Below are 26766 nucleotides of genomic sequence, written 5' to 3'. Positions count from 1 at the left end.
CGATAAGAGAGCTAAAACTTATAAAATAGGTATTGTCTTCCATTATAAAACACGATATGCTAAAATATGTTTGAGTATTCAATTTGTAATTCATGAAAATAAATAGCATCTTTAATTGTGATCATGAGAATTTTGAATAGAGAGGGGAAAATCATTAATGACAGTTAATCTGAAAACTCAATTCGGCAATGTTGAAATTTCAAATGAGGTAATCGCAACTGTGGTAGGTGGAGCTGCAACAGAAAATTTTGGTATTGTAGGCATGGCTAGCCGAAAACAAGTTCGTGATGGACTCATTGAGATTTTGAATCGTGAAAACTATTCGCGCGGGATTGTTGTAAGACAAGAAGATGAAGAAATTGTAATCGATGTTTATATTATCGTTAGTTACGGTACTAAAATTTCTGAAGTATCAAAAAACGTTCAAGAACATGTGATTTATCAATTAGAAGCAAATCTTGGTATCAAAGCTAAATCAGTAAACGTGTTCGTACAAGGCGTACGCGTATAAATAGAGAATACCATAGTCACATATCCTTGTGACAAGGGAGGAAACCAATAAAGTGGAAGTATTAAATTTAACATCTGAAGAATTCAAAAATATGGTTGCAGCCGGTAGAACGAGGCTAGACGACAACACTGAATACGTGAACTCTTTGAACGTATTTCCGGTTCCAGATGGAGATACTGGTACAAATATGAATTTATCTTTTACAAGTGGAGCAAAAGCCGTAAAAGAAACAGATAGTGATCATCTAGGAGAAACCGCTCAAGCCTTGGCAAAAGGATTGTTGATGGGTGCTAGAGGAAACTCTGGAGTGATTTTATCACAGCTTTTCAGAGGATTTGCAAAAGAAGTTCAAGAACATAAAACAATCGATTCAAAACAATTTGCAGCTGCATTCCAAAATGGCGTGGAGTCTGCTTATAATGCTGTCATGAAACCTGTAGAGGGAACCATATTGACTGTAGCAAGAGAGTCCGCTAAATCAGGTGTGAAAAAAGCAAAAGAAACAGATAATATCATTGAAGTAATGGAAAAAGTTTTATCTTCAGCAAAAAAATCACTTAAAAAAACCCCAGATCTGTTACCAGTACTTAAAGAAGTTGGTGTTGTAGATAGTGGTGGACAAGGTCTAGTATACGTATATGAAGGTTTTTTGTCTTCATTAACTGGAGAAGCCCCGGTTGAAGAAACTCCAGAACTGGAAGAGCTTGTTCGTGCTGAACACCATAGAAGTGACGTTCATGAACATGTGCATACAGAAGATATTACTTTTGGATATTGTACTGAGATCATGGTTCGTATCGGTGAAGGTGAAACGGTTGATAGTGAATTTGATTACGATCGTTTCCGCAATCATCTTGATAAAATGGGAGATTCTTTACTTGTAGTAGCCGATGATGAAGTCATTAAAGTTCATGTTCATACAGAGCATCCTGGAGAAGTTATGAATTATGGACAAAAATTCGGCTCTTTAATGAAAATCAAAGTAGATAACATGAGAGAGCAGCATTCTGCATTATCTTCTGATGCAGCTACACCTAAAAAGAAAGTTGAAGAAAAAGAGATCGCCGTAGTTGCAGTAGCTGCTGGTGAGGGTATCAAGAAAATGTTTGAAAGTCTAGGAGTCGATTACGTACTTTTAGGTGGACAGACAATGAACCCAAGTACAGAAGACATTGTAAAAGCAATGGAAGAAGTACCAGCTAAACAATATATTATCCTTCCAAACAACAAGAATATCTTCATGGCTGCAGAACAAGCGGCAGAAGTTTCTAAAGTGGATACAGTTGTTGTGGAGACAAGAACAATTCAACAAGGTTTGACTTCAATGTTAGGCTTCAATGCGACTCATGATCTTGCAACCAATAAAGAAGATATGACAGCAGAATTAAAAGCCGTTGTCTCAGGTCAAGTAACCTTTGCTGTTCGAGATACAGAAATCAATGGCGTAACAATCAAAAAAGATGATTTCATGGGTATTATTGATGGAACAATAAAAGTTTCAGCTACGGACATCAAACAAGTCACTCTAGAAACGATCGATCAAATGGTTAACGACGAAAGTGAAATTCTGACACTTCTTTATGGAGAAGACGGCTCACGAGAAGTTGCTGAAGAAATTGGAAAATTTGTTGAAGAAAAGTATGAAGAGATAGAAGTTGAGATCCATGAAGGTGGACAACCTGTTTATCCATACCTAATTTCAGTAGAATAAAAGCCATTATTTTAATAGTCATATAAATCTAAAGGGGGAATAGATGAAATAACGAAGATATATCTTTGTTATTTTGTCTATTCCTTTCTGGTTTTAGGTAGTGAAAAAAGGAGGGATGTTATGACAAGTAAAAGTATTTCTGATCCCGTGACGGTCTTATCTGGAGTCGGTCCTAAAAGAGTAGATGCATTAAGAGAATTAGGAATTGAAACGATTTATAATCTATTGACATATTATCCCTTCAGATATGAAGACCTTACTGTAAAAGCTATTGACGAAATAGAAGACAAAGAAAAAGTTGTACTAAAAGGACCGCTCGTATCAGACCCAGTTCTAAGTCACTTTGGCAGAGGAAAAAATCGTCTATCTTTTCGGTTAAATGTTGAACATGTGATCGTTCCGGTTACGTTTTTCAATCAGCCTTATTTAAAACAACAACTGGCAGCAGGCGAAGAAACAGCTATTTTTGGTAAATGGGATGCGATTCGAATGCAATTAAGTGGTATTAAAGTTTTGAGTAGTAGTTTAAGCGATGAAAAAGACAACAGAGAACCTGTTTACCACACTTCAAAGCATATTAAACAAGCTACTTTGATCAAACTGATTCGACATGCTTGGCAAGACTACCAAGAATTTATTCCGGAAATTGTCCCTGAATCAATCAGGAAAAAATATCAAACTGTTTCTCAAAGAGACGCTATCAGAATGATGCACTTTCCTGAAGAAGATGGGGACAATGAGCGGGCTAGAACGGCTATCATATTTCAAGAGTTTTTTATCTATCAATTACAGATGCAGTGGTTAAGGAAACAACATAAAATGACTGACCGTGGAAATGTGATAGACTATGATGTTGAAAAGCTCAGAGCATTCTTTCGGTCATTACCCTTTGAGTTGACTGCAGCTCAAAAGAGAGTAGTAAATGAAATCTGTAAAGATCTTAAACTTCCGATTCAGATGTACCGATTACTTCAGGGGGACGTTGGAAGTGGTAAAACTGTTGTAGCTGCAGCAGCTATTTATGCGGCTTGGACTGCAGGTCTCCAATCTGCGTTAATGGCCCCCACAGAAATTCTCGCAACGCAACATATGGAAAGTCTTTCTGAGATGTTCAAAGAGATGGATATTCGTATTGATTTATTGACGGGCTCCACCAAGGTAGCCAAACGTCGAGAATTGCTAGAACAACTAGCGAATGGGGAAATCGATGCGCTGCTTGGTACACATGCATTGATACAAGAAGGGGTTCATTTCAATAAGCTAGGATTAGTCATCACAGATGAGCAACATCGATTTGGTGTAAATCAACGAAAAGTTTTACGAGAAAAAGGCGATCATCCAGATGTTTTGTTCATGACAGCGACACCGATACCCAGGACCTTAGCAATCAGTGCTTTCGGAGAAATGGATATTTCTGTGATCGATGAACTGCCACCGGGGAGAGAACCCGTTGCAACTCATTGGATCAGACCGAAGCAGTTTACTCAAATGCTCCCGTTTATGGAAAAAGAACTGAGCAATGGATCTCAGGTCTACGTTATCAGTCCACTTATTGAAGAATCTGAAATGATGGACCTCCAAAATGCGACTGATCTATATAGAACTTATGCAGAAAAATTCGGACCTAAGTATAAGGCAGGGTTATTACATGGGAAAATGTCTGCTGCTGAAAAAGACTCCATAATGGAACAATTCAAACGTAACGAGTTACAGATACTTGTATCTACCACTGTAATTGAAGTAGGCGTAAATGTCCCTAACGCAACGCTGATGGTTATTCACGATGCTGATCGATTCGGACTGGCTCAATTACATCAATTAAGAGGAAGAGTAGGACGAGGCAAGAAAGAATCTTACTGTATATTAATTGCTGATCCAAAAGGGGAAACAGGTGCCCAGCGTATGGAAATACTGACCCAAACAAATGACGGATTCGTTTTAAGTGAAAAAGATTTGGAAATGAGAGGTGCTGGGGAGATATTCGGCAAAAAACAATCCGGCTTACCTGAATTCAAAGTTGCTGACATTGTCGAAGATTTCCAGATACTTGAAAGTGCCAGAAACGAGGCAGCTCTTTTACTGAATAACTCAGAATTCTTCGAAGCAGAAGAGTACCAGTTTTTGAGAAATGAAGTAGGGATAGATGAACAAGCAAGATACTCATTTTTAGATTAGTAGAAAAGTACTGAATAGGAGGAATAGAAATATGAGAATCGCAGTAGATGCTATGGGTGGAGATAATGCACCGCAAGCGTTGGTAGAGGGAAGTATTAAAGCAGCCAAGGAGTTCAAAGATATAACGATAGTGCTGTATGGAAAAGAAGAATTAATCAAGAAATATATCAATGAAGATTTAAGTAACATCGAAATCGTACACACGGATGAAAAAATCACCAGTGAAGATGATCCCGTTCGTTCAATTAGACGTAAGAAAGATGCTTCTATGGTCATGGCAGCAAACTCTGTTAAAAACGAGGAGAATCATGCACTCTTCTCTGCTGGTAACACTGGAGCACTTCTTGCATCAGGAACCTTAATTATTGGACGTGTAAAAGGCATTGAGCGTCCAGGACTGCTAGCAACTTTACCAGTAATGAGTGACAACCTTGATGCATTCAATCTTTTGGATGTCGGAGCAAATGCAGATAGCAAACCGAGTAATATTAATCAGTATGCTACACTGGGTACGTATTATGCCAAGTTTGTAAGAGGAATAGACAATCCTAGAGTCGGCTTATTAAATAATGGTACGGAAGAAAATAAAGGCAACGAAGTGACTAAAGAAGCTTACAAGTTATTAAAAGAAAACGATGCAATCCATTTCGTTGGAAATGTAGAAGCAAGAGAACTGTTAAATGGAGTAGCTGATGTCGTTGTATCGGATGGCTTCACAGGGAATGCTGTATTAAAAACTATCGAAGGAACTGCACTATCAATGGCCAAATTGATTAAAAGCTCTATTATGAATAGTGGTATTAAATCAAAAATTGGTGGCTTGCTTTTAAAAGATAGTTTGTCTAACATGAAAGATGTAATGGACTACTCAAAACACGGGGGAGCGGTACTGATCGGTGTTAAAGCTCCAGTAGTTAAAACTCATGGTTCTGCAACAGCTGAGCCAGTTTACCAAACGATCAAACAAATTAGAGAAATGTTAGCTTCTAATATGGTTAGTGATTTAGTAACGTATTATGAGAACAATTAGATTAATGATAAGGTAACGCTTTATTCTTAGAGTGATAACGTTTGAAATCTGATAAATTAAAATGCTCGTAAAGTGGCTTTTACATTCAACATGGAAATTATAACTAAAATAAGCTACAATAACTCTTGTGAGTTAGGTTAAATAAGATTAAAAATGAGAAACTAAAAGTATAACTTGAAATGTTATACTTTTAGCCTCAATAAGAATAATTGGAGGAATTAGAAGATGGCAGAGCAAGAAGTTTTCGACAAAGTAAAAGGTATTATTGTAGAAAGATTAGGTGTAGACGAAGAAAAAATTACTAGAGATACTACATTTAAAGAAGATTTAGGAGCTGATTCTCTTGATATTGTAGAATTGGTCATGGAATTAGAAGATACTTTTGGAAATGAAATATCTGACGAAGATGCTGAAAACATTACAACCGTCGGTAAAGCAGTAGATTATATTAAAGCGAATCAGTGATTCGCTTTTTTTTTACCTTTTTATGAACAATTTATGATAAATATGCTGAATATTATCAGGAAAATTAGAAATCGACTTGTTTTTTTAATATTCTGTTATAAAATGATAAATGTGCTATTGAAATTAAAAATTAGAAAGTGTATAATTCATTTTATAATATTAAGTAGTTGATTAAAAAATACGCAACTATTTAATGTTCTTCTCATTTTTTATCAATGAGGGGAAATGCATAGGAGGTTAAACAGTGGCCGTCGAACGTAACTTACTTGAAGTAAATAATTTAAAAACTGGATTTCGATTCGGTGAAGAGTACCATAACGCAGTTGATGGTGTTTCACTGACGCTAAAGAAAAATGAGATTTTAGCAATCGTTGGAGAATCTGGATGTGGCAAGTCTACATTAGCTACAGCGATCATGGGGCTACATGATCCTAACAATACTAAAATTACTGGAGAAATTTTATATAAAGATTTAAACCTGACTGACTTGAATGAAAAGTTATACAATCGAATTCGAGGAAACGATATCGGTATGATTTTTCAAGATCCTTTAGGATCATTGAATCCTTTAATGACCATTTATAATCAAATCGCTGAAGCATTGATTTATCATTCAGACTTCGACGAAAAACAAATTAAAGCACGTGTTCTGGAATTACTGAATCAAGTGGGAATTCCAAGACCTGAACAAATTATGAAAGCTTATCCTCATGAACTATCTGGTGGTATGAGACAAAGAATTGTTATTGCCATTGCTTTGGCAAATAAACCACCCATTATTATTGCGGATGAACCAACAACGGCATTAGATGTTACAATTCAAGCTCAAATATTGGACTTGATGAGAGATATTCAAGCCGAAACAGGATCAGGAATCATATTGATTACGCATGATTTGGGTGTAGTAGCTGAAACAGCGGATAGAGTGGCTGTTATGTATGCTGGTCAAATCGTAGAAGAAGCACCTGTGGATGTATTATTCAAAGATCCTAAACATCCATATACACGTTCGTTACTTAATTCAATTCCTCATGAACTTGAAGAAGGCGAAGAATTACACGTTATTCACGGAACTGTACCATCACTTCAAAATTTGCCGCGCAAAGGTGACCGTTTCAGACCTAGAATTCCTTGGATTCCAGATGAAGCATTTGATGAAGATCCAGAATTAACGGAAATTGCTCCGAACCACAAAGTAAGAGGAAATAGCTGGAAACATTTCCACTTTGAAGGGGAGGAAAAATAAACATGGGATTTTTGGAAGTTAAAGATTTAAAAGTACATTATCCTATTCGTGGAGGCATCTTAAATACGATTAAAGATCACGTGCGAGCTGTCGATGGGGTCGACCTTACAATCGAAAGTGGTAAAACTTACGGTTTAGTTGGTGAATCGGGTTCTGGTAAGACAACGATTGGTAAAACAATCATTGGACTGGAAAAAGCTACTTCCGGGCAAATATTATACGAAGGTGAAAATGTTACAAATAGAGCAAGAAGTCGCAAAAAGAAATATGCCAATTACAATAAAGATGTTCAGATGATTTTTCAAGATTCAACTTCATCAATGAATCCTAAAAAACGTATCATTGATGTAATGGGTGAACCAATGCGAAATTATTTTGATTATACTCCTGATGAAATTAAACGCAGAGTTGCAGAATTGCTGGATATTGTTGGTATGAATGCAGAAGCAATGTACAAATATCCACATGAGTTCTCAGGCGGACAACGTCAGCGTATCGGGGTTGCTAGAGCCGTAGCCAGTGATCCTAAGTTAATCATCGCTGATGAACCGACTTCAGCATTGGATTTATCTGTACAAGCGCAAGTTTTGAACTTCATGCGTAGAATCCAAAAGGAATATGATTTAAGTTACTTATTCATTTCTCACGATTTAGGTGTGGTTCAACATATGGCTGATAATATTGCAATTATGCATAAAGGACGTTTCGTAGAGCAAGGTCCGAAACAAGACATTTATAGAGACCCACAACATATTTACACTAAACGACTACTTTCAGCGATACCGGATATGGATCCTTCAACTAGAGAAGCGAAGAAAATCGAGCGTCAAAGAGTTGAAGCAGAGTATGATGCACAAGAAACGGAATACTATGATCCAGACGGTCGTGTTTACGATCTTCAAATGTTCAAAGGTAGTCATTTTGTAGCTACTAAGCCTGAAGGACCGAATAGTTCTCTTCAAAATGAGTCCATCAATACAGGAGGGGAAGCATAAACTATGTGGAAAACAATTTTTAGAAGACTCTTATTGATGATTCCCCAAATGATCATCTTAAGTTTACTAATCTTCATCATTGCAGAATTTATGCCGGGAGATCCATTTACCGGAATGATCGATCCAAATATCGATCCTGCTCAATTAGATGTTTTGCGTGAGCGATTTGGGCTAAATGATCCATTACCTGTTAAATATGTACGCTGGGTTGGAAATGCTTTACAAGGAGACTTCGGAAGAAGTTTCAATTACAAGACAAGCGTAGTAAATGTAATTGGGGATAGACTTGGAAACACGGTTAGACTTTCTCTACTCTCAACTGTATTAACATACATGATTGGGCTGCCCTTAGGAATCCTTTCAGGACGTTTCAATGATTCAGTTCTTGATAAAACGGTTATCATTTATAATTTTGTAAGTTTTGCAGTGCCTACATTCGTTTTAGCACTATTGATGGTATACATCTTTGGATTCAACCTAGGATGGTTCCCATCTCGAGGATCAATCGATGTATCAGCAGTGACGTTCTGGGAAAGAACTTGGAGTCGAACGTATCACTTGATTTTACCTTCTATTACAACTGCTGTTTTAGGAACGGTTGGGATTATTCAGTATTTACGTACTGAAATTATTGATGCAAAAGTATCAGACTATGTCAAGACAGCGCGCTCTAAAGGCGTACCAATAAACAAAGTGTATTCAAAACATATTTTCCGTAATGCGTCACTTCCTATCGCATCAGGATTTGGTTATACCATTGTAGGTTTGTTGACGGGTTCGATCTTTATCGAAAGAATTTTCAGTTACAGTGGTATGGGGAATTTATTCTTAGACTCGATCAATACGCGTGATTACAGTGTAATCTTTGTTCTTGTCCTGTTCTATGGGTTTCTTGGGTTAATTGGAACCTTGATCTCAGATTTGATCTTGATGGCAGTAGACCCACGAATACGTATTGATTAGATATCTATTAAATTGAAAGGAATGAATTTCTTATGGCTTCAAACCAAGATGCAGCGATCATGTCAGAAGACGCTACTGCTTCTTTACCCCCAATGGGATTTAGAGTAATAATAAAAGAATTTGCCAAAGATAAATTGGCATTAGCTTCATTGATTTTAATGGTTATCATTCTTGTAGTGGTTTATAGTCTATCCTTTTTATTAGATCAACAAACTGTTACAACAGTTAGTCTTTTTGACTCTTATCTACCACCGATGTCTATGAGTACAGACCCATTTACAGAAGGAACTCAGTACTTACTAGGTACAGATTCAGCCGGACGTGATGTTTTTGGACAACTCATCATCGGAGCTAGAAACTCATTGTCAATTGGTCTAGCAGTTACTTTTATTACGAGTATATTAGGTGTTTTAGTGGGAATTTTAGCAGCTTATTATGCTGGGGCAGTCGATAACGTCATAATGAGAATCATTGATTTTATAATGATCTTACCTCAAACAATGATTATTATCATTTTTGTAACATTGGTGCCAAACTATAATGTATTCTCGTTTATTCTAATCATGAGTGCTTTCTTATGGGTAGGACAGGCGAGGTTCATACGTGGTCGTGCACTGACAGTTGGAAAGCTTGATTTTATAAGTGCCTCTAAAACTATGGGTACACCTACAATACTCATTATACTTCGAGAAATGATGCCAAATATCAGTTCATTGATCATTGTTAATCTGACTTTGAACTTTGCCGGTAATATCGGGCTGGAAACAGGATTGTCTTTCCTTGGATTTGGGCTTCCACCCAGCGTTCCAAGTTTAGGATCACTAGTTTCTACAGCTCAAAACCCAGATGTTCTGGGTAATAAAGCATGGGTTTGGTTACCAGCCTCAATATTAATATTAGTATTGGTGTTGTGTATAAACTATGTCGGTCGTGCATTACAACGTGCGGCAGACTCTAAACAAAGATTAGGTTAAGAAAAGGGGAGAAAGAATATGTCAAACAAAAAAAGATATAGCTTACTAGCAAGTTCTGCAGCTGTAGCATTTGTACTCGCAGCTTGTGGTGGGGGATCATCAGATAATACAGAAACAGATACAGGTACTGGTAATGGGGGAACTGACTCTGCAACTGAAGGAGACGACGCTGAAGGTGGACCATTAACATTCGAAACACGTGTTGAAAATGATGGCGAAGCCATTGAAGGCGGAACGATGAGTATTGGTTACGTATCTGATTCTCCGTTCACTGGGATATTCAGTTGGGAACTTTATAGTGGTAATCCAGACTTCCAAGTAATGCAATACACTATGGGGGAACTTGTAGGCTCTGATGAAAATTATCAAATCGATGATTCTGGTGCAGCTACAATGGAACTGGATGAAGAAGCGAATACAGTGACTTTAACTGTTAAAGACGGCATTACATGGCATGACGGAGAACCATTAACAGCGGATGATATTCTTTTCGCGCATGAAATTATAGCTGATCCTGACTACGCTGGTGTTCGTTATACTTCTGATTTACAAAACATTGTCGGTATTGATGAGTACAAGACGGGAGCAGCAGATTCTATTTCAGGTATGACTTTATCAGATGATGAGATGACTTTGACAATCCAATATCAAGAAGTTGGAGTTCAAATGCTCCAAGCTGGTGGTGGTGTATGGACTTACGCAGCACCTCGTCACTATCTAGGAGAAATTCCAGTTGCTGATTTAGAATCAGCTCCAGAAGTTCGTGAAAGACCATTAGGTTATGGTCCATTTAAAGTAGATAATATCGTTCCTGGGGAGTCTGTTTCTTATTCTCGTTATGAAGATTACTGGCGTGGAACTCCGATTCTTGACGGTATTGAATTACAAACCGTTCCAACATCAACTGCTGTAGCAGCAATGGAGAATGCGCAGTTTGACTTATTCATCAGTATGCCTACGGATCAATATGATACATTTGCTGATTTACCTGGATATTCAGTCGTTGGTCGTGATGAAAACTCATACACGTACATTGGTTTCAAATTAGGTGAATGGCAAGAAGCGGATGGGGATGAACCAGCTAAAAATGTTTATAACCCAGATGCTAAGATGGCAGACGTAAACTTACGTCAAGCAATGGCATATGCGATTGATAATGATGCAGTTGGAGAAAGATTCTACCAAGGTTTACGCCGTCGTGCAACTTCTCCAATTATCCCGAACTTCTCAGATTACTTCAATGAAGATGTCGAAGGCTATCCATTTGATGTAGATGAAGCTAATAGAATTTTAGATGAAGCTGGATATGAATTAGCTGAAGGAGAAGAGTACCGTACAACTCCTGAAGGAGAAGAATTGGTTATCAACTTTGCATCAATGTCTGGTGGAGATGTTGCTGAACCAATCGCTGAATACTACATCCAATCTTGGGCTCGTATTGGTCTAAACGTTCAGTTACTGGAAGGTCGTTTACATGAATTCAACTCATTCTATGATCGTGTAGAAGCGGATGATCCTCAAATTGATATCTATCAAGGAGCTTGGGGTACAGGTACTGATCCGACTCCAGATGGTCTTTATGGAGAAACTGCTCCATTCAACTATACTCGTTGGGTAACTGACGAGAATACTGAATACATGGAACAAATGTTAAGTAAAGAAGGCTTTGATACTGAATGGCGTGCAGGCGTCTTTAATGAATGGCAAGAATACTTCATGGAAGAATTGCCAATCATTCCAACGTTATTCCGTACAGAAGTGTTCCCAGTTAACAACCGTGTAGGTGCTTACGATGTTACTGTCGGTGCAGATCCGGATCAACCGGGTGTTGCTTACCACACTTGGTACTTGACTTCTGAAGATCGTGCTACTGAATAATCAATAAAATCAATTAATTACTTTTTATAATAAGAAAACCAGTTAGCTAAACGCTGACTGGTTTTTTTGTAATGTTCGAATTCACTTCATGCACCACTTGTAAGTAATCTGTGATAATATAGTGTTTGGGCTATACAAACAAGTGTTATACATAATTACAAAAGAAGGGAAAAATGATATGTTTTTAGCTTGGAAAGAAATTAGATACTCTAAAACAAGATTTGCCTTGATTATCGGTATCGTAGTATTGGTATCGTATCTGGTTTCGTTTTTGACAGGGTTGGCTTACGGGTTAGCTCAAGAAAATCGTACAGCTGTTGATAAATGGGATGCGGATGGTATTGTTTTAACCAATGAGTCCAATTTAAACTTGAATAGCTCAATATTTGAAGTTGAAGAACAAGATTATGTCACTTCAGATGAAAAAGCTATTTTAGGTGTTAGTTCTAATATTGTAAGAATAGACGGATCAGAAGATACAGAGGATAACATCAATGTAACGATATTTGGAATCGAATCGGATGAGTTTCTCAACCCGGACATTGTTGAAGGAGATACGTTTGAAGAGGATACAGTAGTAGCAGATATTTCCTTATCTGAAGAAGAAGGATTGCAAGTAGGGGATATGCTCAAGCTATCTGGGCAGGACCGTACAATAAAAATTGCTGGTTTCACGGATGGAGCAAAGTTTAGCGTAACGCCTGTCTTATATACAACTGTAGATACTTTTCAAAAAATCAAGCAAGACGTTGATACTATTGAAGAGGATCAAGAATTCCCCATTAATGGAGTTGTTGTGAGGAATGAAGGAGATATAGATACAGTTTCAGTTGACAGCGATGATTTGGAAGTATACTCAACTAGCGAATTTATCAATAAACTACCCGGATATAATGCACAAGTTTTGACATTCGGTTTGATGATTGGATTTCTAGTATTAATTGCTGCGCTTGTCATAGGCATTTTTATCTATGTATTAACACTACAAAAAGCTTCAATGTTAGGTGTGATGAAAGCACAGGGAATTTCTTCTGGGTATATTGCAAAATCCGTTATTGCTCAAACCTTCCTGTTAGCTTTAATAGGTGTATTCATCGGATTTGGATTAACGATGCTCACAGGGTTCTTTTTACCTTCGGCAGTACCATATCAAAATAATTACTTGTTCTTAGTTGCAACAATGGTATCACTCATTGTGTTTGCACTACTGGGAGCCGTTTTCTCAGTGAGAACAGTAGTGAAAATCGATCCTTTGGAAGCGATAGAATAGGGGGGAACTATGAAATCGATTGAGTTGAAACAAGTCAGCAAAAGTTTTAGAGATGGTAGTAAAACAATAGAAGCATTGAAAGAAACAAACTTTTCAGTTGAACCAGGAGAATTTGTTGCGATTATTGGTCCTAGTGGATCTGGTAAAAGCACCTTTTTAACGATTATCGGAGGACTACAGCAGCCGTCAGAAGGTAGTGTGAGGATTGCTAACGAGAAGTTCAGTGAACTGAAAGAAAAAGAAAGAGCAAAAAGACGCTTCAAAGAGATCGGATTTATTCTTCAAGCCTCGAATCTTGTTCCGTTCTTGACAGTCAAGGAACAGTTAATGCTTGTAAATAAAGTAGAAAAATCAAGTATAAATTCGGATAGAATTCACACGTTACTAGAAGAGTTGGATATAATGGACTTAGCAGATAAATATCCTGGGGATTTGTCTGGTGGAGAACGACAAAGAGCAGCTATCGCTAGAGCGCTTTATCATGATCCTACAGTGATATTAGCAGATGAACCTACGGCTAGCTTGGATACTTCTAGAGCTTTTGAAGTGGTAGAAATACTTGCAAGAGAAACTAAAAACAAGAAAAAAGCCACGATCATGGTAACGCATGATGAGCGATTGACAGAATATTGCGACTCTGTATATGTCATGAAAGATGGTGTACTTGAAAAACAGACAGACAAAAAGAAAAGAGGAAAAAATGAAGAAGACAGTTAGCGTAGTTGGTGCAGGTGCAGCAGGTTTAGCGAGTGCGATTAGATTGCAACATGCAGGATACGACGTAACCTTATACGAAAAAGAATCGATTCCTGGTGGAAAGATGAATCAGTTACAAAAAGATGGCTTTACTTTTGATATGGGACCAAGTCTGGTGATGATGCCAGATATATATAAAGAAGTTTTTGAATTAGCGGGTCGTAATCCAGACGATTATATTCCAATGCAAAGACTAGATCCAATGTATACAGCCTTTTTTGAAGATGAAAAAATCAATGTTTCTTCAGATTTAACAAAGATTACGCAAGAAATGGAAAACATTAGTGATCAGGATATGGCTGGATTTTTAGGATATCTGAAAGATATCTATGGACGTTACATCGTAGCAAAAGATCATTTCATTCAAAGACCTTTTAGAAATGCAAGTGACTTTTATAATCCTAAAGTGATACACCAAGCGCTTAAATTGAAGACATTTGACAGTGCCAACCATTCAATTGGTAAATACATCAAAGATAAAAGACTACAGCAAATCCTCAGTTTTCAAACTTTGTATATTGGAGTTTCGCCGAATAACGGTCCTTCACTATATACTATTATTCCAATGATTGAGTATTTATATGGTATATGGTTTGTTAAAGGCGGAATGCATACGATGGCCACTGGTATGGAGAAGCTATTTTTAGAGTTAGGTGGAAAAGTTCAATATAATACTTCAGTGGAAGAAATTGTTATTGAAAAACAAGAAGCAAAAGGCATTAAAGTCGGTAACGAAATCATTCATTCTGACTTTGTCATGTGTAATGCTGATTTTCCATATGCTATGAAGCATTTAGTGAAAGATCAAAAATCTAAAGGCAAGTATACAGACAAAAAAATTGATAAAATGAAGTACTCTTGTTCTTGCTTTATTATGTACCTTGGTATGGACAAAAAATATGAGCAAATTGAAAATATCCATAATTTTGTCTTCTCTAAAGATCTCGATGAAAACTTAGAAGACATATTTTCAGGAGATGTTCTAAGCGATCCTTCTTTTTATGTATACATGGGCTCTAAAATGGATCCATCCCTTGCGCCTGAAGGAAAAGATGGGCTTTATATTCTGGTACCTGTATCAGATTTATCTACTTCTAAGTACGAATGGAATGAAGATACGATTCAATATTATCGAGACAGAGTTTTCATGAAGTTGAAAACCATTGAAGGGTTTGAAAACGTAGAAGATGAAGTTATATCTGAGTCTTATATGACTCCAATTGACTGGAGAGACAAGTTCAATGCGTATAATGGTGCGTGCTTTGGACTTCAACCTACGTTAACTCAAAGTAATCACTTTAGACCGCAAGCAAAAGCGAAGAATTGTGAGAATCTTTACTTCACAGGTAGTAGTACACATCCTGGAGCAGGTGTTCCAATCGTATTGACTTCTGCTAAGATTGCAGTAGATGAACTATTATTAGACGATAAGAAATAAAAAAAACACTTTGAGCAAAAAGCAGTCTAGTCATTGCTTTTACTCAAAGTGTTTTTTATAGGTTGAAATAGTTGGTCAAGTAATCTGCTAACCCGTTATCGTGATTCGTTTTTCCAGTAAGATCATCAGCAACAACTTTCAGTTTATCGTTACCATTTTTCATGACTACACCGTGTCCAGCATACTGAATCATTTCATAATCATTTTCTTCATCACCAAACGCTAGAATATCTTTGCGGTCGATATTGTAATAAGAAGCAATACGCTCAACACCCATTGCTTTTTGAACACCGGCTGCAACGATTTCAAGACAGGGAGCGAATCCTCCCCATGTTCTGACTTCAACAGCCTCTCCGTAATGTTTGATAATGCGTTCTTCAATTTTAGACTGATTTTGCTGTGTGTTTGTGAAGACGCCTACTGAAGTTGGATCAATCAGGAGTGTTTCAGAAGATAATTGTTTACTAACTTCCACACCATCCGGGAAAAAGTCTGGATAAGGAACGTAGTCTCCATGAACATAAATACCATCTCTAGATTCAGCAGCAATCAATTGAACTTCTGGATCGTCTTTCAATGATAACATTGAAATTGCTAAATCTCTGCTAAGCGATTTATGGTAACCATAATCCCAATCTTTATCTGAAGGGTTATGACACCATGCGCCGTTAAAGTTTACGATGGGTGTTGTCATTTCTAATTGTTTGTAATAATAGTGACTATTTCTAAAAGGTCGACCAGTCGCAATGGATACGATATGTCCTTGGTCTCTTAGCTTATTTAAAACACTGTGCGTTTCTGATGTGATCTGTTGAACATCATTTAAAGTTGTTCCGTCTAGATCGAGTGCAATCAATTTTCGGTTCATCCCAATACTCCTTTTAACTAATAAATATCAGTTAGTCTGATATTAAATAAATTTGATATGTGATAAAATAATCGAAGATATCTATTTAAGTATAACAAACTGAAAATAAAAAGTATATGTAGTAGGAGTGTGCGTATGTTTCAGATCATTCAAAAAACAATCAACGAAATACCGATACTTGAGGTAGTGAGAGAAGACCTCATAAATGAAGAAATTCCGACGGTTATTTTTTATCATGGATGGACGAGTCACAAAGAATCTGTTCTTGTGCAGGGGTATGAGTTAGCTAAAAGAGGGATTAGAGCAATTTTACCTGAAGCTTATATGCATGGAGAAAGAGTACGGGCTACGGATAACCCCCAAGATCATACGGTGTTTTGGAAAGTCGTTTCGCAGAATTTAAAAGAAGTTTCAGATATACGAAACGACTATCTCTCAAAAGGCTTATCTGATCCAGAAAAATTTGGTATCAGTGGATTGTCAATGGGTGGGATTACCACCAGTGCCATGATAACGCAATTTGACTGGATCCACTCAGCGGCCATTTTAATGGGGACTCCTTCACCAGTTGAATTTTCAAAATGGTTATTGACGTCAAAATGGTATGATGGTTATGAAAGTGTCGACGGACTCATCAACGGTGAGATGAAAAGGGAACTGGATAAGATCTCGCTGAAAGAACAGCCCAAAAAGTTAGCAGGTAAACCTGTGTATTTCTGGCATGGTACGAAAGATGAGCTGGTTCCATTTGAGCAAACAGAAGCATTTATTGAAATGATCAAAGATGAGCCATATGCAGAAAACATTTCGTTCTCAATCGGCTCGGGTCATAGTCATAAAGTACCCTATGAAATTGCTGTAGAGATGGCAGAGTTTTTTGTTAAAAGTTTCGGTTTGTAATGACTAGACAACTGAATACCATGTGGTATGATGAAACAAAGACACGTGACTAGGAGGTAGGCTAATGTCAGAAGAAAAATCTGTATGGTCAGAAGAAAAACTGAGCGATATAAAAAATCAAATCATGGAAGCGATGGAACAAGTTATTGATCCAGAGCTAGGGATTGATATCGTAAATCTCGGATTAATTTATGAAGTGAATGTCTTTAATGGTGGATACTGTGAAGTCAAGATTACGTTGACGACTATGGGATGTCCTTTAGCAGATGTTATTACAGAAGATATTTTGAACGCAATGGATTCTGTACCTGAAATTACAGAAACAGACGTTAAATTAGTCTGGTATCCTGCGTGGGATACAACTCGAATGAGCCGTTATGCTCGAATTGCATTAGGTATACGATAATAAGATCAAAAGAATTGAGTTCAATTTAAAGCTCAGTTCTTTTTTATTAGAGAAAAACCAAATTATTAGGGAAAAGAAGGAGAAAATATGGCTGAATATACGACGGTCATGCAGGAATCCATTTCAGAAGCTCAAAATATTGCTAAAGTGAGACGTCACCAGATTATTGATACGGCACATCTCTTTAGAATCTTTCTGCAACCAGATCATCTAGCGTACAAGTTGTACGAACAGTGTGAAGTGAATATGAGTGCTCTTATTGAACAGATTGAAATTCAACTAGATAAAATTCCGGTCGTAGAGGGGAGTTCAATTGAATATGGTACTCAATTATCCTCTGAATTATTTGAGCTTCTTCAAAAAGCAGAAAAAATAGCAGTAGAATTTGGAGATCATTTTATTGCAGTTGATGTTGTGATGGTGTCACTGATGTCTCAAAATCATCCTCTGCGATTTTATTTAGAGAATGTTGGATTAACAGAAAAATTGTTGAAAGAGAAAGTTGTAGAATGGAGAGGTGGAGAAACTGTGCAGAGTGCATCACAGGAATCTTCTTATCAAGCATTAGAGACGTATTCAGTAGATATGATCAAACAAGTCAAAGAAGGCAATCAAGATCCTATTATTGGTAGAGATGATGAGATTAGAGATGTTATCAGAATTTTATCTAGAAAGACAAAAAACAATCCTATACTAATAGGAGAACCAGGTGTTGGGAAAACAGCTATTATTGAAGGGTTAGCTCAAAGAATCTTGAGAAATGATGTTCCAGAAAATATTAAGAACAAGAAGATTTTCTCACTGGATATGGGCGCTCTGATAGCTGGCGCTAAATACCGTGGAGAATTTGAGGAAAGACTGAAAGCTGTCTTAAAAGAAGTTAAGAAAAGTGATGGTTCCATCATATTGTTTATCGACGAAATCCATACAATTGTGGGGGCTGGAAAAACTGAAGGAAGTATGGATGCTGGCAATTTACTGAAACCAATGCTAGCGAGAGGTGAACTTCATTGTATTGGAGCGACAACGATCAATGAATATAAAACGTATATGGAAAAAGACAAAGCGCTAGAAAGAAGGTTCCAAAAAGTCCTTGTTAATGAACCTTCGAACGAAGAAGCCATTAGTATTCTTAGAGGGCTAAAAGAACGTTTTGAAATCCATCACGGCGTGAACATTCAAGATAATGCCCTAGTCGCGGCGGTACAATTATCAAGCCGTTATATGACGGAGCGTTTCCTTCCAGATAAAGCCATTGACTTGGTCGATGAAGCTTGTGCGAGTATCCGAGTTGAAATGAATTCTATGCCAACAGAACTGGATCAGTTGACTAGAAGAAAAATGCAACTTGAAATAGAAGAACAAGCTTTGAAAGAAGAAACAGATGATAAAAGTCAGTCAAGACTACAAATCATCCAAAAAGAATTGGCTTCTTTAAGAGAAGAAGTGGAAAATCTTACATTGAAATGGAACAAAGAAAAAATTTCAATGCAAGATATACAAGACAAGAAATCAGAAATCGATCAAGAAAAACGAAGACTTGAAGATGCTGAGTCAGAATATAACTTAGAAGAAGCTGCCAGACTAAGACATGGTGTAATACCTTCACTTGAAAAAGAATTGCTAGAACTAGAAGAAATTCATCAATCAAATGAGGCTTCAGAAAATAGACTGGTACAAGAAACGGTTACAGAAGACGAGATGGCTGAGGTTGTAGCTAGAATAACGGGTATTCCAGTAAATAAATTGGTACAAAGCGAAAGAGACAAACTTTTAAATCTGAACACTGCAATGAAAACTCAAGTAATCGGTCAAGACAAAGCAGTAGATGTCGTAACAGATGCGATTTTGAGAGCAAGAGCAGGGATACAAGATCCAAATCGACCACTAGGCTCTTTTCTTTTTCTAGGCCCCACAGGTGTTGGTAAAACAGAGCTGGCTAGGACTCTAGCCATGAATTTATTTGATTCCAAAGATCAGATGATCAGATTAGACATGAGTGAATACATGGAGAAACACAGTGTCTCGAGGTTAATTGGATCACCGCCAGGATATATAGGATATGATGAAGGTGGACAACTGACGGAAGCAGTCAGAAATCACCCGTATACTATAGTATTGCTAGATGAAATTGAAAAAGCACATCCAGATGTTTTTAATATTTTACTTCAAGTGCTTGATGAAGGCAGACTAACAGATTCTAAAGGACAGTTGATAGATTTCAAGAACACAGTTTTGATCTTGACCAGCAATATTGGTTCTGATCTTTTACTTGAAGAATCGACTGAAGAAGGAATCATTGACGAAGCTACTGAGTCTACAGTTAGAAAAAGATTATTTGAGTCATTTAGACCCGAATTTTTAAATCGACTGGATGATATTGTTTTATTCTCACCCATTACGCAACGTGATATGGTAAAAATTGTAGAAAAATTAGTCTCTAATTTAGAAGAGAGACTTTCTACTAGAGGCTACCGTCTTGAATTGACCGATAAAGCAAAAGAATGGATAGCTGAGGAAACTTATGATCCTGCATTTGGTGCAAGACCGATCAAGCGTTACTTGACCAGTGAGATCGAAACGCCTATTGCAAAAATGATTATTGCTGATGAAATTAAAATAGACGAAGTTATTACTGTAGATGAAAAAGATCACCATCTTGTTTTTAATACAAAGTGACAGTTAAAATGAGACAATCTCGAAACGATTAGAAGATTGTCCAGAAAACCCTGATTACGAATAGGTAAGGAGTAAAAGAGTGCCTACAAAATTGCATGTAACAAGTACGTACTCTTTATTAAAGAGTACAACCACAATTGATCAGCTGGTACAAAAAGCTAAAGAGCGAGGATACACATCTATTGCGCTCACCGACCATAATGTGCTTTACGGAGCAGTGGAATTTTATGAAAAAGCTATAAAAGCTGGACTGAAACCAATATTAGGCTTGAAATTGGATATTGAATCGGTGCATTCACCTGAGAATACTTATCCCATTCTTTTGCTTGCTGCAAATGAAGAAGGTTACAAGCGATTGATCCAGTTATCCACCAAAGTCATGACAGAAGAGACTCCAGTTGTGCTCGATGATTTGGCGATGTCAACTGAAAATCTTATTGCTATATCGCCGGGGATAACTGGTGAGATAGAAGCCTTACTGTTACAAGAGGAAATACGTTCAGCGCAAGAAGTATTAGAGACGTACAAAAAGTACTTTAATCGGTTCTTTATCGGTTACTCTCTACACAAATCATTGGATCCAATAAGAAATCGGCTTGAAGCATTATCAGAAAATTATCAGGTTCCACTCATAGCAACTGACGAAGTGAAATATATTGAAAAAGAAGATGCGTTTGCTACAGACGTTCTTAAAACGATTGGGGCCAATGAGACGATTGATCTCGATAAAGAATTAGACAATGATCAATACTTGGTCTCAGCAAATGAACTCATTGAACGATATCAGCGAGTAGGATTAGAACACATCCTTAATAAAGCAGACGAAATAGCAAATAGTACGAGTTTAACGTTAACCTTAAATCAACCAGTCTTACCAAAGTTTCCAATTCCAGAAAGCAAAGAGACAGATTCGTACCTTTATGAACTGTGTGAAAAAGCGCTCAACCAGAAAATAAAGACCGTAACACCAGTTTACAAAGAAAGACTTGAAAAAGAATTGGGCATCATCTCGAAAATGGGCTTTTCAGATTACTTTTTAATTGTCTGGGATTTGATGAAATACGCTCATAGTCAAGATATTGTAACAGGTTCAGGAAGAGGGTCTGCTGTTGGTTCACTAGTCTCCTACGTTCTTAACATAACAGACGTTGATCCAATAGCGTATGGTTTACTATTTGAGCGGTTCTTAAATGAAGAGAGATACTCTATGCCAGATATTGATTTGGATTTTCCAGACAATAAGAGAGAGCAGATTCTTCTATATGTAAATCAAAAATACGGTAATCAACAGGTCGCACAAATTGCAACATTCGGGACTTTTGCTGCCAAAATGGCCTTGCGTGATTCTGGAAGGGTATTTGGATTGAGTACTCAGGAATTAAAAAGATGGTCAGACGCTATACCAGGTAGCTTAGGCATGACACTCACAAAAGCATTGAAAGAATCCTCAAAGTTGAAGAATCTTGTAAACGAATCTGAACATAACAGACTAATTTATGAGACGGCAACAAAATTAGAAGGCTTGCCGCGGCATGTATCAACGCACGCGGCGGGAGTTGTCATTTCAGATACGCCTCTTACTGATTCTGTACCGCTTCAAAATGGGAATAGCGAGCTTTCTCTGACTCAATTTGCGATGGCAGATGTTGAAAAAGTAGGTTTGCTAAAAATGGATTTCTTAGGGCTGAAAAATCTTACTATCTTATCGGATTGTTTGCAGTTTGCAAGACAGCAATCCAAAGACATTAGTAAACTTTCAGATATTCCACTGAACGATCCTGAGACGCTCAAGCTTTTTGAAAAAGGAGATACAAATGGTATTTTCCAATTTGAATCTCCAGGAATCAAAAGAGTCTTGCGAAAACTCGGACCAACGGATATAGAGGACGTTATAGCTGTAAATGCTTTGTACAGGCCAGGTCCTATGGAACAGATAGATACATTTATATCTAGAAAAAAAGGATTAGAACCAATAACTTATCCTCATAATGATTTAGAAAACATTTTGGATGTCACATATGGCATTATGGTCTACCAAGAACAAGTCATGAAAGTCGCTTCTAAATTAGCAGGGTATTCACTTGCAGAAGCGGATATGCTAAGAAGAGCAATTTCAAAGAAAATAAAGACTCAAATCGATTCTGGCCGCATGCAATTTATTCAAGGAGCGCTCAACAAAGGATATACTGAAGAAACAGCGGCACAAGTTTATCATTATATTGAACAGTTTGCTAATTATGGATTCAACCGATCGCACGCGGTTGCCTATTCAATGGTGGCTTACCAGTTAGCATATTTCAAAGCACATTATCCGGCTGCTTTTTTTGCGGCACTGATGAAAGCTTCTTCCAATAACAAAACGAAACTCCAAGAATACGTCTTGGAAGCTCGCAAGCGTAAAGTGGAATTAAATGGTCCGGACATCAATAAGAGCCAATATTCTTTTTCGCTGCGTGAAAATACCATTCAATTCGGTTTAGATATTATTAAAGGGCTTCGAAGGGATTTAATTTATTCTATTTACAGAAATAGAAAAGACCAAGGAGCTTACAAGGATCTGACAGATTTTACGAGCCGTTTAGATCAGAAATGGCGAAAAGAAAATTATATCAAGCCACTTATTTTTTCTGGCGCATTTGATGGATTAAACTACAATCGTGGAACAATGATCCAAGCGTTAGAAGGCGTAATTGAAAGTGTCCGTATGAGTGATGGAAATCTTGAGTTATTTGCGTCTTTAGCTCCTAGAATTGAAGTAACAGAAGACATTGATTCTGAAACGAAACTGGAACAAGAATTTGAAGTGACTGGATTTTATTTCTCGGAGCATCCAAGTGAGAAATACAACAAAATAAGAGAGTCTCAAAATATTCATTACATTGCAGATGCTAAGATGAATAAAAATATGAAGTTTATTGGTACAATTAAAGCAGTTAAGACGATTCAGACTAAACGTGGAGAACCGATGTCATTCGTTGAAATAGCGGATCAAACAGCATCGTGCTCGTTGACTTTATTTCCTGAACAACATAGAAAATATATTAAGTCTCTGAAAAAAGATGCCGCTATCTTGGTGGAGGGCAAAGTAGAAGGAGATAACGATCGCTATAAGATTCTAGTTAGAAGAATCGAATTGGCTGATGCGTTGACATTGGAGCAGCCTCAGAAGACATTGTTTTTGAAAATTGATTCTCTTGAACAAAATCAATCACTTTTTCAACAAGTTCAGTCTATATTGAGAGACTATTCTGGTACAATTTCTGTACTTGTGTACGACTCAGATACTGGAAAAAAGCATCTACTAAAAAGTGCCTATTCTACGAATGGATCTGGGGAACTAATTAAGATGTTGAAAAAAATACTAGGATCAGAGAATGTTATTCTTCGTTAATTTCATAAAAAACTTAGTTAGTTACCATTTTTATGAGACATCAATCGCAAAAAGTGATAGAATGATACTTGTATGGAAACTAGATGAATGAATGAGAGCGGTTTTCAAAAGTCTAATTTTTTGATTAAGTTTTCTCATTACAGCGTTATCATAAATCATACTAACGGATCAATTCATCATAGGTAATTTAATTAATTGTTTTAGATGATTAAAATATGTATTAGAGGTGAAAGGTTGATATGAAGCGTATCGGAGTTTTAACAAGTGGAGGAGATTCTCCAGGCATGAACGCGGCTGTTCGTGCAGTAGTAAGAAAAGCTCTATATGAAGGTATGGAGGTTTACGGAATCAATTATGGTTACGCTGGTCTTGTAGCGGGAGATATACGAAAGTTAACTCGTCGAGATGTAGGAGATATTATCCAACGTGGCGGAACATTTTTGTACTCTGCTAGATATCCACAATTCGCTACTGAAGAAGGACAACTTAAAGGAATTGAACAATTGAATCGCTTTGGTATCGAAGGTTTAGTTGTCATAGGTGGAGATGGATCATACCGTGGCGCTTATGCGTTAACAAAACACGGATATCCTTGTATTGGTTTGCCTGGTACAATCGATAACGATATACCTGGTACAGATTATACCATTGGGTTTGATACAACAATCAATACAGTATTGGATGCTTTGGATAGAATTAGAGACACAGCAACTTCTCACGTTAGAACCTTCGTTATTGAAGTAATGGGAAGAGATGCCGGAGACATTGCCTTGTGGGCTGGTATTGCTAGTGGTGCTGAACAGATTATTATTCCTGAAATGGGATTTGATCTTACTGCCGTAGCAGATAACATTCGTGAAGGTAGAGAAAAAGGCAAGAAACATACAATCATCGTTTTAGCTGAAGGTGTAATGGATGGAAAAGAATTTGCAGAAAAATTAGATGCTATCGACAACTTCCATGTACGGGTAACAGTTTTAGGACATGTTCAACGTGGTGGTTCTCCAACTGCTCGAGATCGCGTTCTTGCAAGTAGATTTGGTGCAAGCGCAGTAGAATATTTAAAAGAAGACCGCGGAGGATTAGCACTCGGCTTGATCAATGAGCAAATCGTTGCACATGACATCGTGGATACTCTTGATAATATGAAACATAAACCGAACCTAGATCTTTACAAGCTAAACGAAGAAATCTCCACCTAAGAATAGAATACTCCATACTTGAATTCAACGTACGCTAGACTGTTTACAGATTCGAACAGAAAATGTGATACGCACTAGTTGACGTAAATTAGAACAAAAAATAAAACATATACGAAAGTGGGCGTTATTTTTTATGAAGAAGACAAAAATTGTTTGTACTATTGGACCTGCAAGTGAATCAGTTGAAACATTATCGAAGTTAATGGAAGCTGGGATGAACGTTGCTCGTTTAAACTTTTCACACGGAGATCACGAAGAACATTTAGCTCGTATTAAAAACATTCGTGAAGCGGCTGAAAAAACAAACAAACTGGTTGCAATCATGTTAGATACTAAAGGTCCAGAAATCAGAACTCAAAACATGGTAGATGGAAGAATCGAAATCGTTAAAGGAAGTACGATCCGCGTTTCTATGACTGAAGTAGAGGGTACTACAGAAAAGTTCTCAGTTACTTATGAAGACTTGATTAACGATGTAAATCCTGGTTCTAACATCTTACTGGATGATGGACTAATCAATCTACAAGTTACAGATATCGACCACGAAAATGGTGAGATCGTAACAACTGCATTAAATACTGGTATTCTTAAAAATAAAAAAGGTGTGAACGTACCTGGTGTTTCAGTAAATCTTCCTGGTTTAACTGAAAAAGATAAAAGTGATATCTTATTCGGATTAGAAAACGATATTGATTATATCGCTGCGTCATTTGTACGTCGTCCATCAGATGTTCTAGAAATCACTGATTTACTAGAAAAAAATGACAAAACACATGTACAAATCATTCCTAAGATTGAAAACCAAGAAGGTGTCGATAACTTAGAAGAAATTCTTAAAATCTCTGACGGTTTAATGGTTGCTCGTGGTGATTTAGGTGTTGAAATTCCAGCTGAAGAAGTACCAATCGTACAAAAACACATGATCCGTATTTGTAATGCTGCTGGTAAACCAGTTATCACTGCTACACAAATGCTTGACTCAATGCAAGCTAACCCACGTCCTACACGTGCTGAAGCTTCAGATGTTGCGAACGCGATTTTTGATGGTTCAGATGCAATCATGCTTTCTGGTGAAACAGCTGCTGGAGACTACCCAGTAGAATCAGTACAAACAATGTACAACATTGCAATCCGTACGGAAGCTGCATTACGTGAGCAAGATGCATACGCACTTAAAGCATATGATCAAGGTGATATGACTGAAGCAATCGGACAAGCAGTTGGACACACTGCACGTAACCTGAACATCAATACAATCGTTGCGGCTACTGAATCTGGACATACAGCTCGTATGATTTCTAAATTCCGTCCTAAAGCAGACATTCTAGCGATTACTTTCTCTGAAGAAACTGCACGTGGATTATCTCTACAATGGGGTGTTATTCCAACACTTTCTGAAAAACCTACGTCAACTGACGACATGTTTAACTTGGCTACTCAAACAACTATGGAAAAAGGATTCGCTAAAGAAGGCGATCTAATTATCATTACTGCTGGAGTACCAGTTGGAGAACGTGGCACAACAAACGTTATGAAGATTCAACTAATTGGTTCAAAGTTAGTTAGTGGACAAGGCGTTGGCTCTGAATCAGTCATCGGAAAAGCAATTGTTGCGACAACTGCAGACGAAGCGAATGAAAGAGCTGTTGAAGGCGGCATTTTAGTTGTTCAAAATACTGATAAAGACTACCTTCCAGCTATTGAAAAATCAGCAGCAATCGTTGTTGAACAAGGTGGATTAACTTCTCACGCTGCAGTTATTGGAATCGCAATGGGAATTCCTGTAGTGGTTTCAGCTGAGAATGCAACTGGATTGATTGAACAAAACGAATTGATCACAGTTGATGCTCGTCGTGGAATTATCTACCGTGGTGCAACTACAGCCATCTAATACGTTTTACAGTAAAA

20 protein-coding genes are annotated in these 26766 nt (G+C 37.3%); 19 read left to right on the top strand and 1 reads right to left on the bottom strand.

Annotated elements, in window-relative coordinates:
• Window positions 1-157 precede the first annotated feature (157 nt).
• From ACFP65_RS11505 to ACFP65_RS11445, 13 genes are all read left to right on the top strand, one after another.
• Entirely contained in the window at window positions 158-511 is a 354-nt protein-coding gene (locus ACFP65_RS11505; RefSeq protein WP_225744217.1) for an Asp23/Gls24 family envelope stress response protein, read from the top strand.
• 52 nt (window positions 512-563) lie between these two features.
• Complete coding sequence (locus ACFP65_RS11500) at window positions 564-2222, top strand: DAK2 domain-containing protein (RefSeq protein ID WP_379918725.1); 1659 nt, start codon at window positions 564-566, stop codon at window positions 2220-2222.
• A 120-nt stretch (window positions 2223-2342) separates the two neighbouring features.
• A complete protein-coding gene (gene recG, locus ACFP65_RS11495) occupies window positions 2343-4397 on the top strand; it encodes an ATP-dependent DNA helicase RecG (RefSeq protein ID WP_379918724.1) in 2055 nt (684 codons plus the stop codon).
• A gap of 31 nt (window positions 4398-4428) precedes the next feature.
• Window positions 4429-5427: a phosphate acyltransferase PlsX gene (plsX, locus tag ACFP65_RS11490; RefSeq protein WP_379918722.1), complete on the top strand. Its 999-nt coding sequence runs from the start codon at window positions 4429-4431 to the stop codon at window positions 5425-5427.
• Window positions 5428-5652: 225 nt separating this feature from the next.
• On the top strand, window positions 5653-5892 hold the full coding sequence (acpP, locus tag ACFP65_RS11485; protein WP_225744213.1) for an acyl carrier protein: 240 nt from the start codon (window positions 5653-5655) through the stop codon (window positions 5890-5892).
• Between the two features lie 244 nt (window positions 5893-6136).
• On the top strand, window positions 6137-7138 hold the full coding sequence (locus ACFP65_RS11480; protein WP_379918721.1) for an ABC transporter ATP-binding protein: 1002 nt from the start codon (window positions 6137-6139) through the stop codon (window positions 7136-7138).
• A gap of 2 nt (window positions 7139-7140) precedes the next feature.
• Entirely contained in the window at window positions 7141-8133 is a 993-nt protein-coding gene (locus ACFP65_RS11475; RefSeq protein ID WP_379918719.1) for an ATP-binding cassette domain-containing protein, read from the top strand.
• Between the two features lie 3 nt (window positions 8134-8136).
• Window positions 8137-9096: an ABC transporter permease gene (locus ACFP65_RS11470; RefSeq protein ID WP_225744210.1), complete on the top strand. Its 960-nt coding sequence runs from the start codon at window positions 8137-8139 to the stop codon at window positions 9094-9096.
• Window positions 9097-9128: 32 nt separating this feature from the next.
• Complete coding sequence (locus ACFP65_RS11465) at window positions 9129-10070, top strand: ABC transporter permease (protein WP_379918716.1); 942 nt, start codon at window positions 9129-9131, stop codon at window positions 10068-10070.
• A gap of 18 nt (window positions 10071-10088) precedes the next feature.
• Window positions 10089-11948 (top strand): oligopeptide ABC transporter substrate-binding protein, encoded by a 1860-nt coding sequence (locus ACFP65_RS11460; protein WP_379918714.1) that lies wholly within the window; start codon window positions 10089-10091, stop codon window positions 11946-11948.
• A 178-nt stretch (window positions 11949-12126) separates the two neighbouring features.
• Window positions 12127-13218, top strand: a complete 1092-nt coding sequence (locus ACFP65_RS11455; RefSeq protein WP_379918712.1) for an ABC transporter permease — start codon at window positions 12127-12129, stop codon at window positions 13216-13218.
• A 9-nt stretch (window positions 13219-13227) separates the two neighbouring features.
• Window positions 13228-13935, top strand: coding sequence for an ABC transporter ATP-binding protein (locus ACFP65_RS11450; RefSeq protein WP_379918711.1), 708 nt, complete (start codon window positions 13228-13230; stop codon window positions 13933-13935).
• Complete coding sequence (locus ACFP65_RS11445) at window positions 13919-15412, top strand: phytoene desaturase family protein (protein WP_379918709.1); 1494 nt, start codon at window positions 13919-13921, stop codon at window positions 15410-15412. The genes ACFP65_RS11450 and ACFP65_RS11445 overlap by 17 nt, the downstream gene beginning before the upstream one ends.
• A 55-nt stretch (window positions 15413-15467) precedes the next feature.
• On the opposite strand, the gene ACFP65_RS11440 is transcribed toward ACFP65_RS11445, so the two are convergent.
• Window positions 15468-16280, bottom strand: a complete 813-nt coding sequence (locus ACFP65_RS11440; RefSeq protein WP_379918707.1) for a Cof-type HAD-IIB family hydrolase — start codon at window positions 16278-16280, stop codon at window positions 15468-15470.
• A gap of 135 nt (window positions 16281-16415) precedes the next feature.
• On the opposite strand from ACFP65_RS11440, the gene ACFP65_RS11435 reads away from it, so the two are divergent.
• The 6 genes from ACFP65_RS11435 (at window position 16416) to pyk (ending at window position 26749) form a co-directional block, all read left to right on the top strand.
• A complete protein-coding gene (locus ACFP65_RS11435) occupies window positions 16416-17180 on the top strand; it encodes a dienelactone hydrolase family protein (protein ID WP_379918705.1) in 765 nt (254 codons plus the stop codon).
• 64 nt (window positions 17181-17244) lie between these two features.
• Window positions 17245-17586, top strand: coding sequence for a metal-sulfur cluster assembly factor (locus ACFP65_RS11430; protein WP_225744203.1), 342 nt, complete (start codon window positions 17245-17247; stop codon window positions 17584-17586).
• 87 nt (window positions 17587-17673) lie between these two features.
• The gene (locus ACFP65_RS11425) at window positions 17674-20265 is read left to right on the top strand and encodes an ATP-dependent Clp protease ATP-binding subunit (RefSeq protein WP_379918703.1); all 2592 of its coding nucleotides are present in this window, start codon (window positions 17674-17676) and stop codon (window positions 20263-20265) included.
• Between the two features lie 79 nt (window positions 20266-20344).
• Complete coding sequence (gene dnaE, locus ACFP65_RS11420) at window positions 20345-23656, top strand: DNA polymerase III subunit alpha (protein ID WP_379918701.1); 3312 nt, start codon at window positions 20345-20347, stop codon at window positions 23654-23656.
• Between the two features lie 239 nt (window positions 23657-23895).
• Window positions 23896-24858 (top strand): 6-phosphofructokinase, encoded by a 963-nt coding sequence (pfkA, locus tag ACFP65_RS11415; protein ID WP_379918699.1) that lies wholly within the window; start codon window positions 23896-23898, stop codon window positions 24856-24858.
• Between the two features lie 133 nt (window positions 24859-24991).
• Window positions 24992-26749: a pyruvate kinase gene (pyk, locus tag ACFP65_RS11410; protein WP_379918697.1), complete on the top strand. Its 1758-nt coding sequence runs from the start codon at window positions 24992-24994 to the stop codon at window positions 26747-26749.
• Window positions 26750-26766 lie beyond the last annotated feature (17 nt).

It is taken from the genome of Marinilactibacillus sp. GCM10026970 (genome assembly GCF_042660675.1).
Taxonomy (GTDB): domain Bacteria; phylum Bacillota; class Bacilli; order Lactobacillales; family Carnobacteriaceae_A; genus Marinilactibacillus.
This window is presented reverse-complemented; position numbering and strand designations above follow the sequence as displayed.

Coding starts and splice junctions, on each gene's coding strand:
- ACFP65_RS11425 (WP_379918703.1), top strand. CDS start 17,674: ATGGCTGAATATACGACGGTCATGCAGGAATCCATTTCAGAAGCTCAA.
- pyk (WP_379918697.1), top strand. CDS start 24,992: ATGAAGAAGACAAAAATTGTTTGTACTATTGGACCTGCAAGTGAATCA.
- ACFP65_RS11450 (WP_379918711.1), top strand. CDS start 13,228: ATGAAATCGATTGAGTTGAAACAAGTCAGCAAAAGTTTTAGAGATGGT.
- ACFP65_RS11430 (WP_225744203.1), top strand. CDS start 17,245: ATGTCAGAAGAAAAATCTGTATGGTCAGAAGAAAAACTGAGCGATATA.
- ACFP65_RS11465 (WP_379918716.1), top strand. CDS start 9,129: ATGGCTTCAAACCAAGATGCAGCGATCATGTCAGAAGACGCTACTGCT.
- pfkA (WP_379918699.1), top strand. CDS start 23,896: ATGAAGCGTATCGGAGTTTTAACAAGTGGAGGAGATTCTCCAGGCATG.
- ACFP65_RS11475 (WP_379918719.1), top strand. CDS start 7,141: ATGGGATTTTTGGAAGTTAAAGATTTAAAAGTACATTATCCTATTCGT.
- ACFP65_RS11455 (WP_379918712.1), top strand. CDS start 12,127: ATGTTTTTAGCTTGGAAAGAAATTAGATACTCTAAAACAAGATTTGCC.
- acpP (WP_225744213.1), top strand. CDS start 5,653: ATGGCAGAGCAAGAAGTTTTCGACAAAGTAAAAGGTATTATTGTAGAA.
- ACFP65_RS11460 (WP_379918714.1), top strand. CDS start 10,089: ATGTCAAACAAAAAAAGATATAGCTTACTAGCAAGTTCTGCAGCTGTA.
- ACFP65_RS11470 (WP_225744210.1), top strand. CDS start 8,137: ATGTGGAAAACAATTTTTAGAAGACTCTTATTGATGATTCCCCAAATG.
- recG (WP_379918724.1), top strand. CDS start 2,343: ATGACAAGTAAAAGTATTTCTGATCCCGTGACGGTCTTATCTGGAGTC.
- plsX (WP_379918722.1), top strand. CDS start 4,429: ATGAGAATCGCAGTAGATGCTATGGGTGGAGATAATGCACCGCAAGCG.
- ACFP65_RS11435 (WP_379918705.1), top strand. CDS start 16,416: ATGTTTCAGATCATTCAAAAAACAATCAACGAAATACCGATACTTGAG.
- ACFP65_RS11440 (WP_379918707.1), bottom strand. CDS start 16,280: ATGAACCGAAAATTGATTGCACTCGATCTAGACGGAACAACTTTAAAT.
- ACFP65_RS11505 (WP_225744217.1), top strand. CDS start 158: ATGACAGTTAATCTGAAAACTCAATTCGGCAATGTTGAAATTTCAAAT.
- ACFP65_RS11445 (WP_379918709.1), top strand. CDS start 13,919: ATGAAGAAGACAGTTAGCGTAGTTGGTGCAGGTGCAGCAGGTTTAGCG.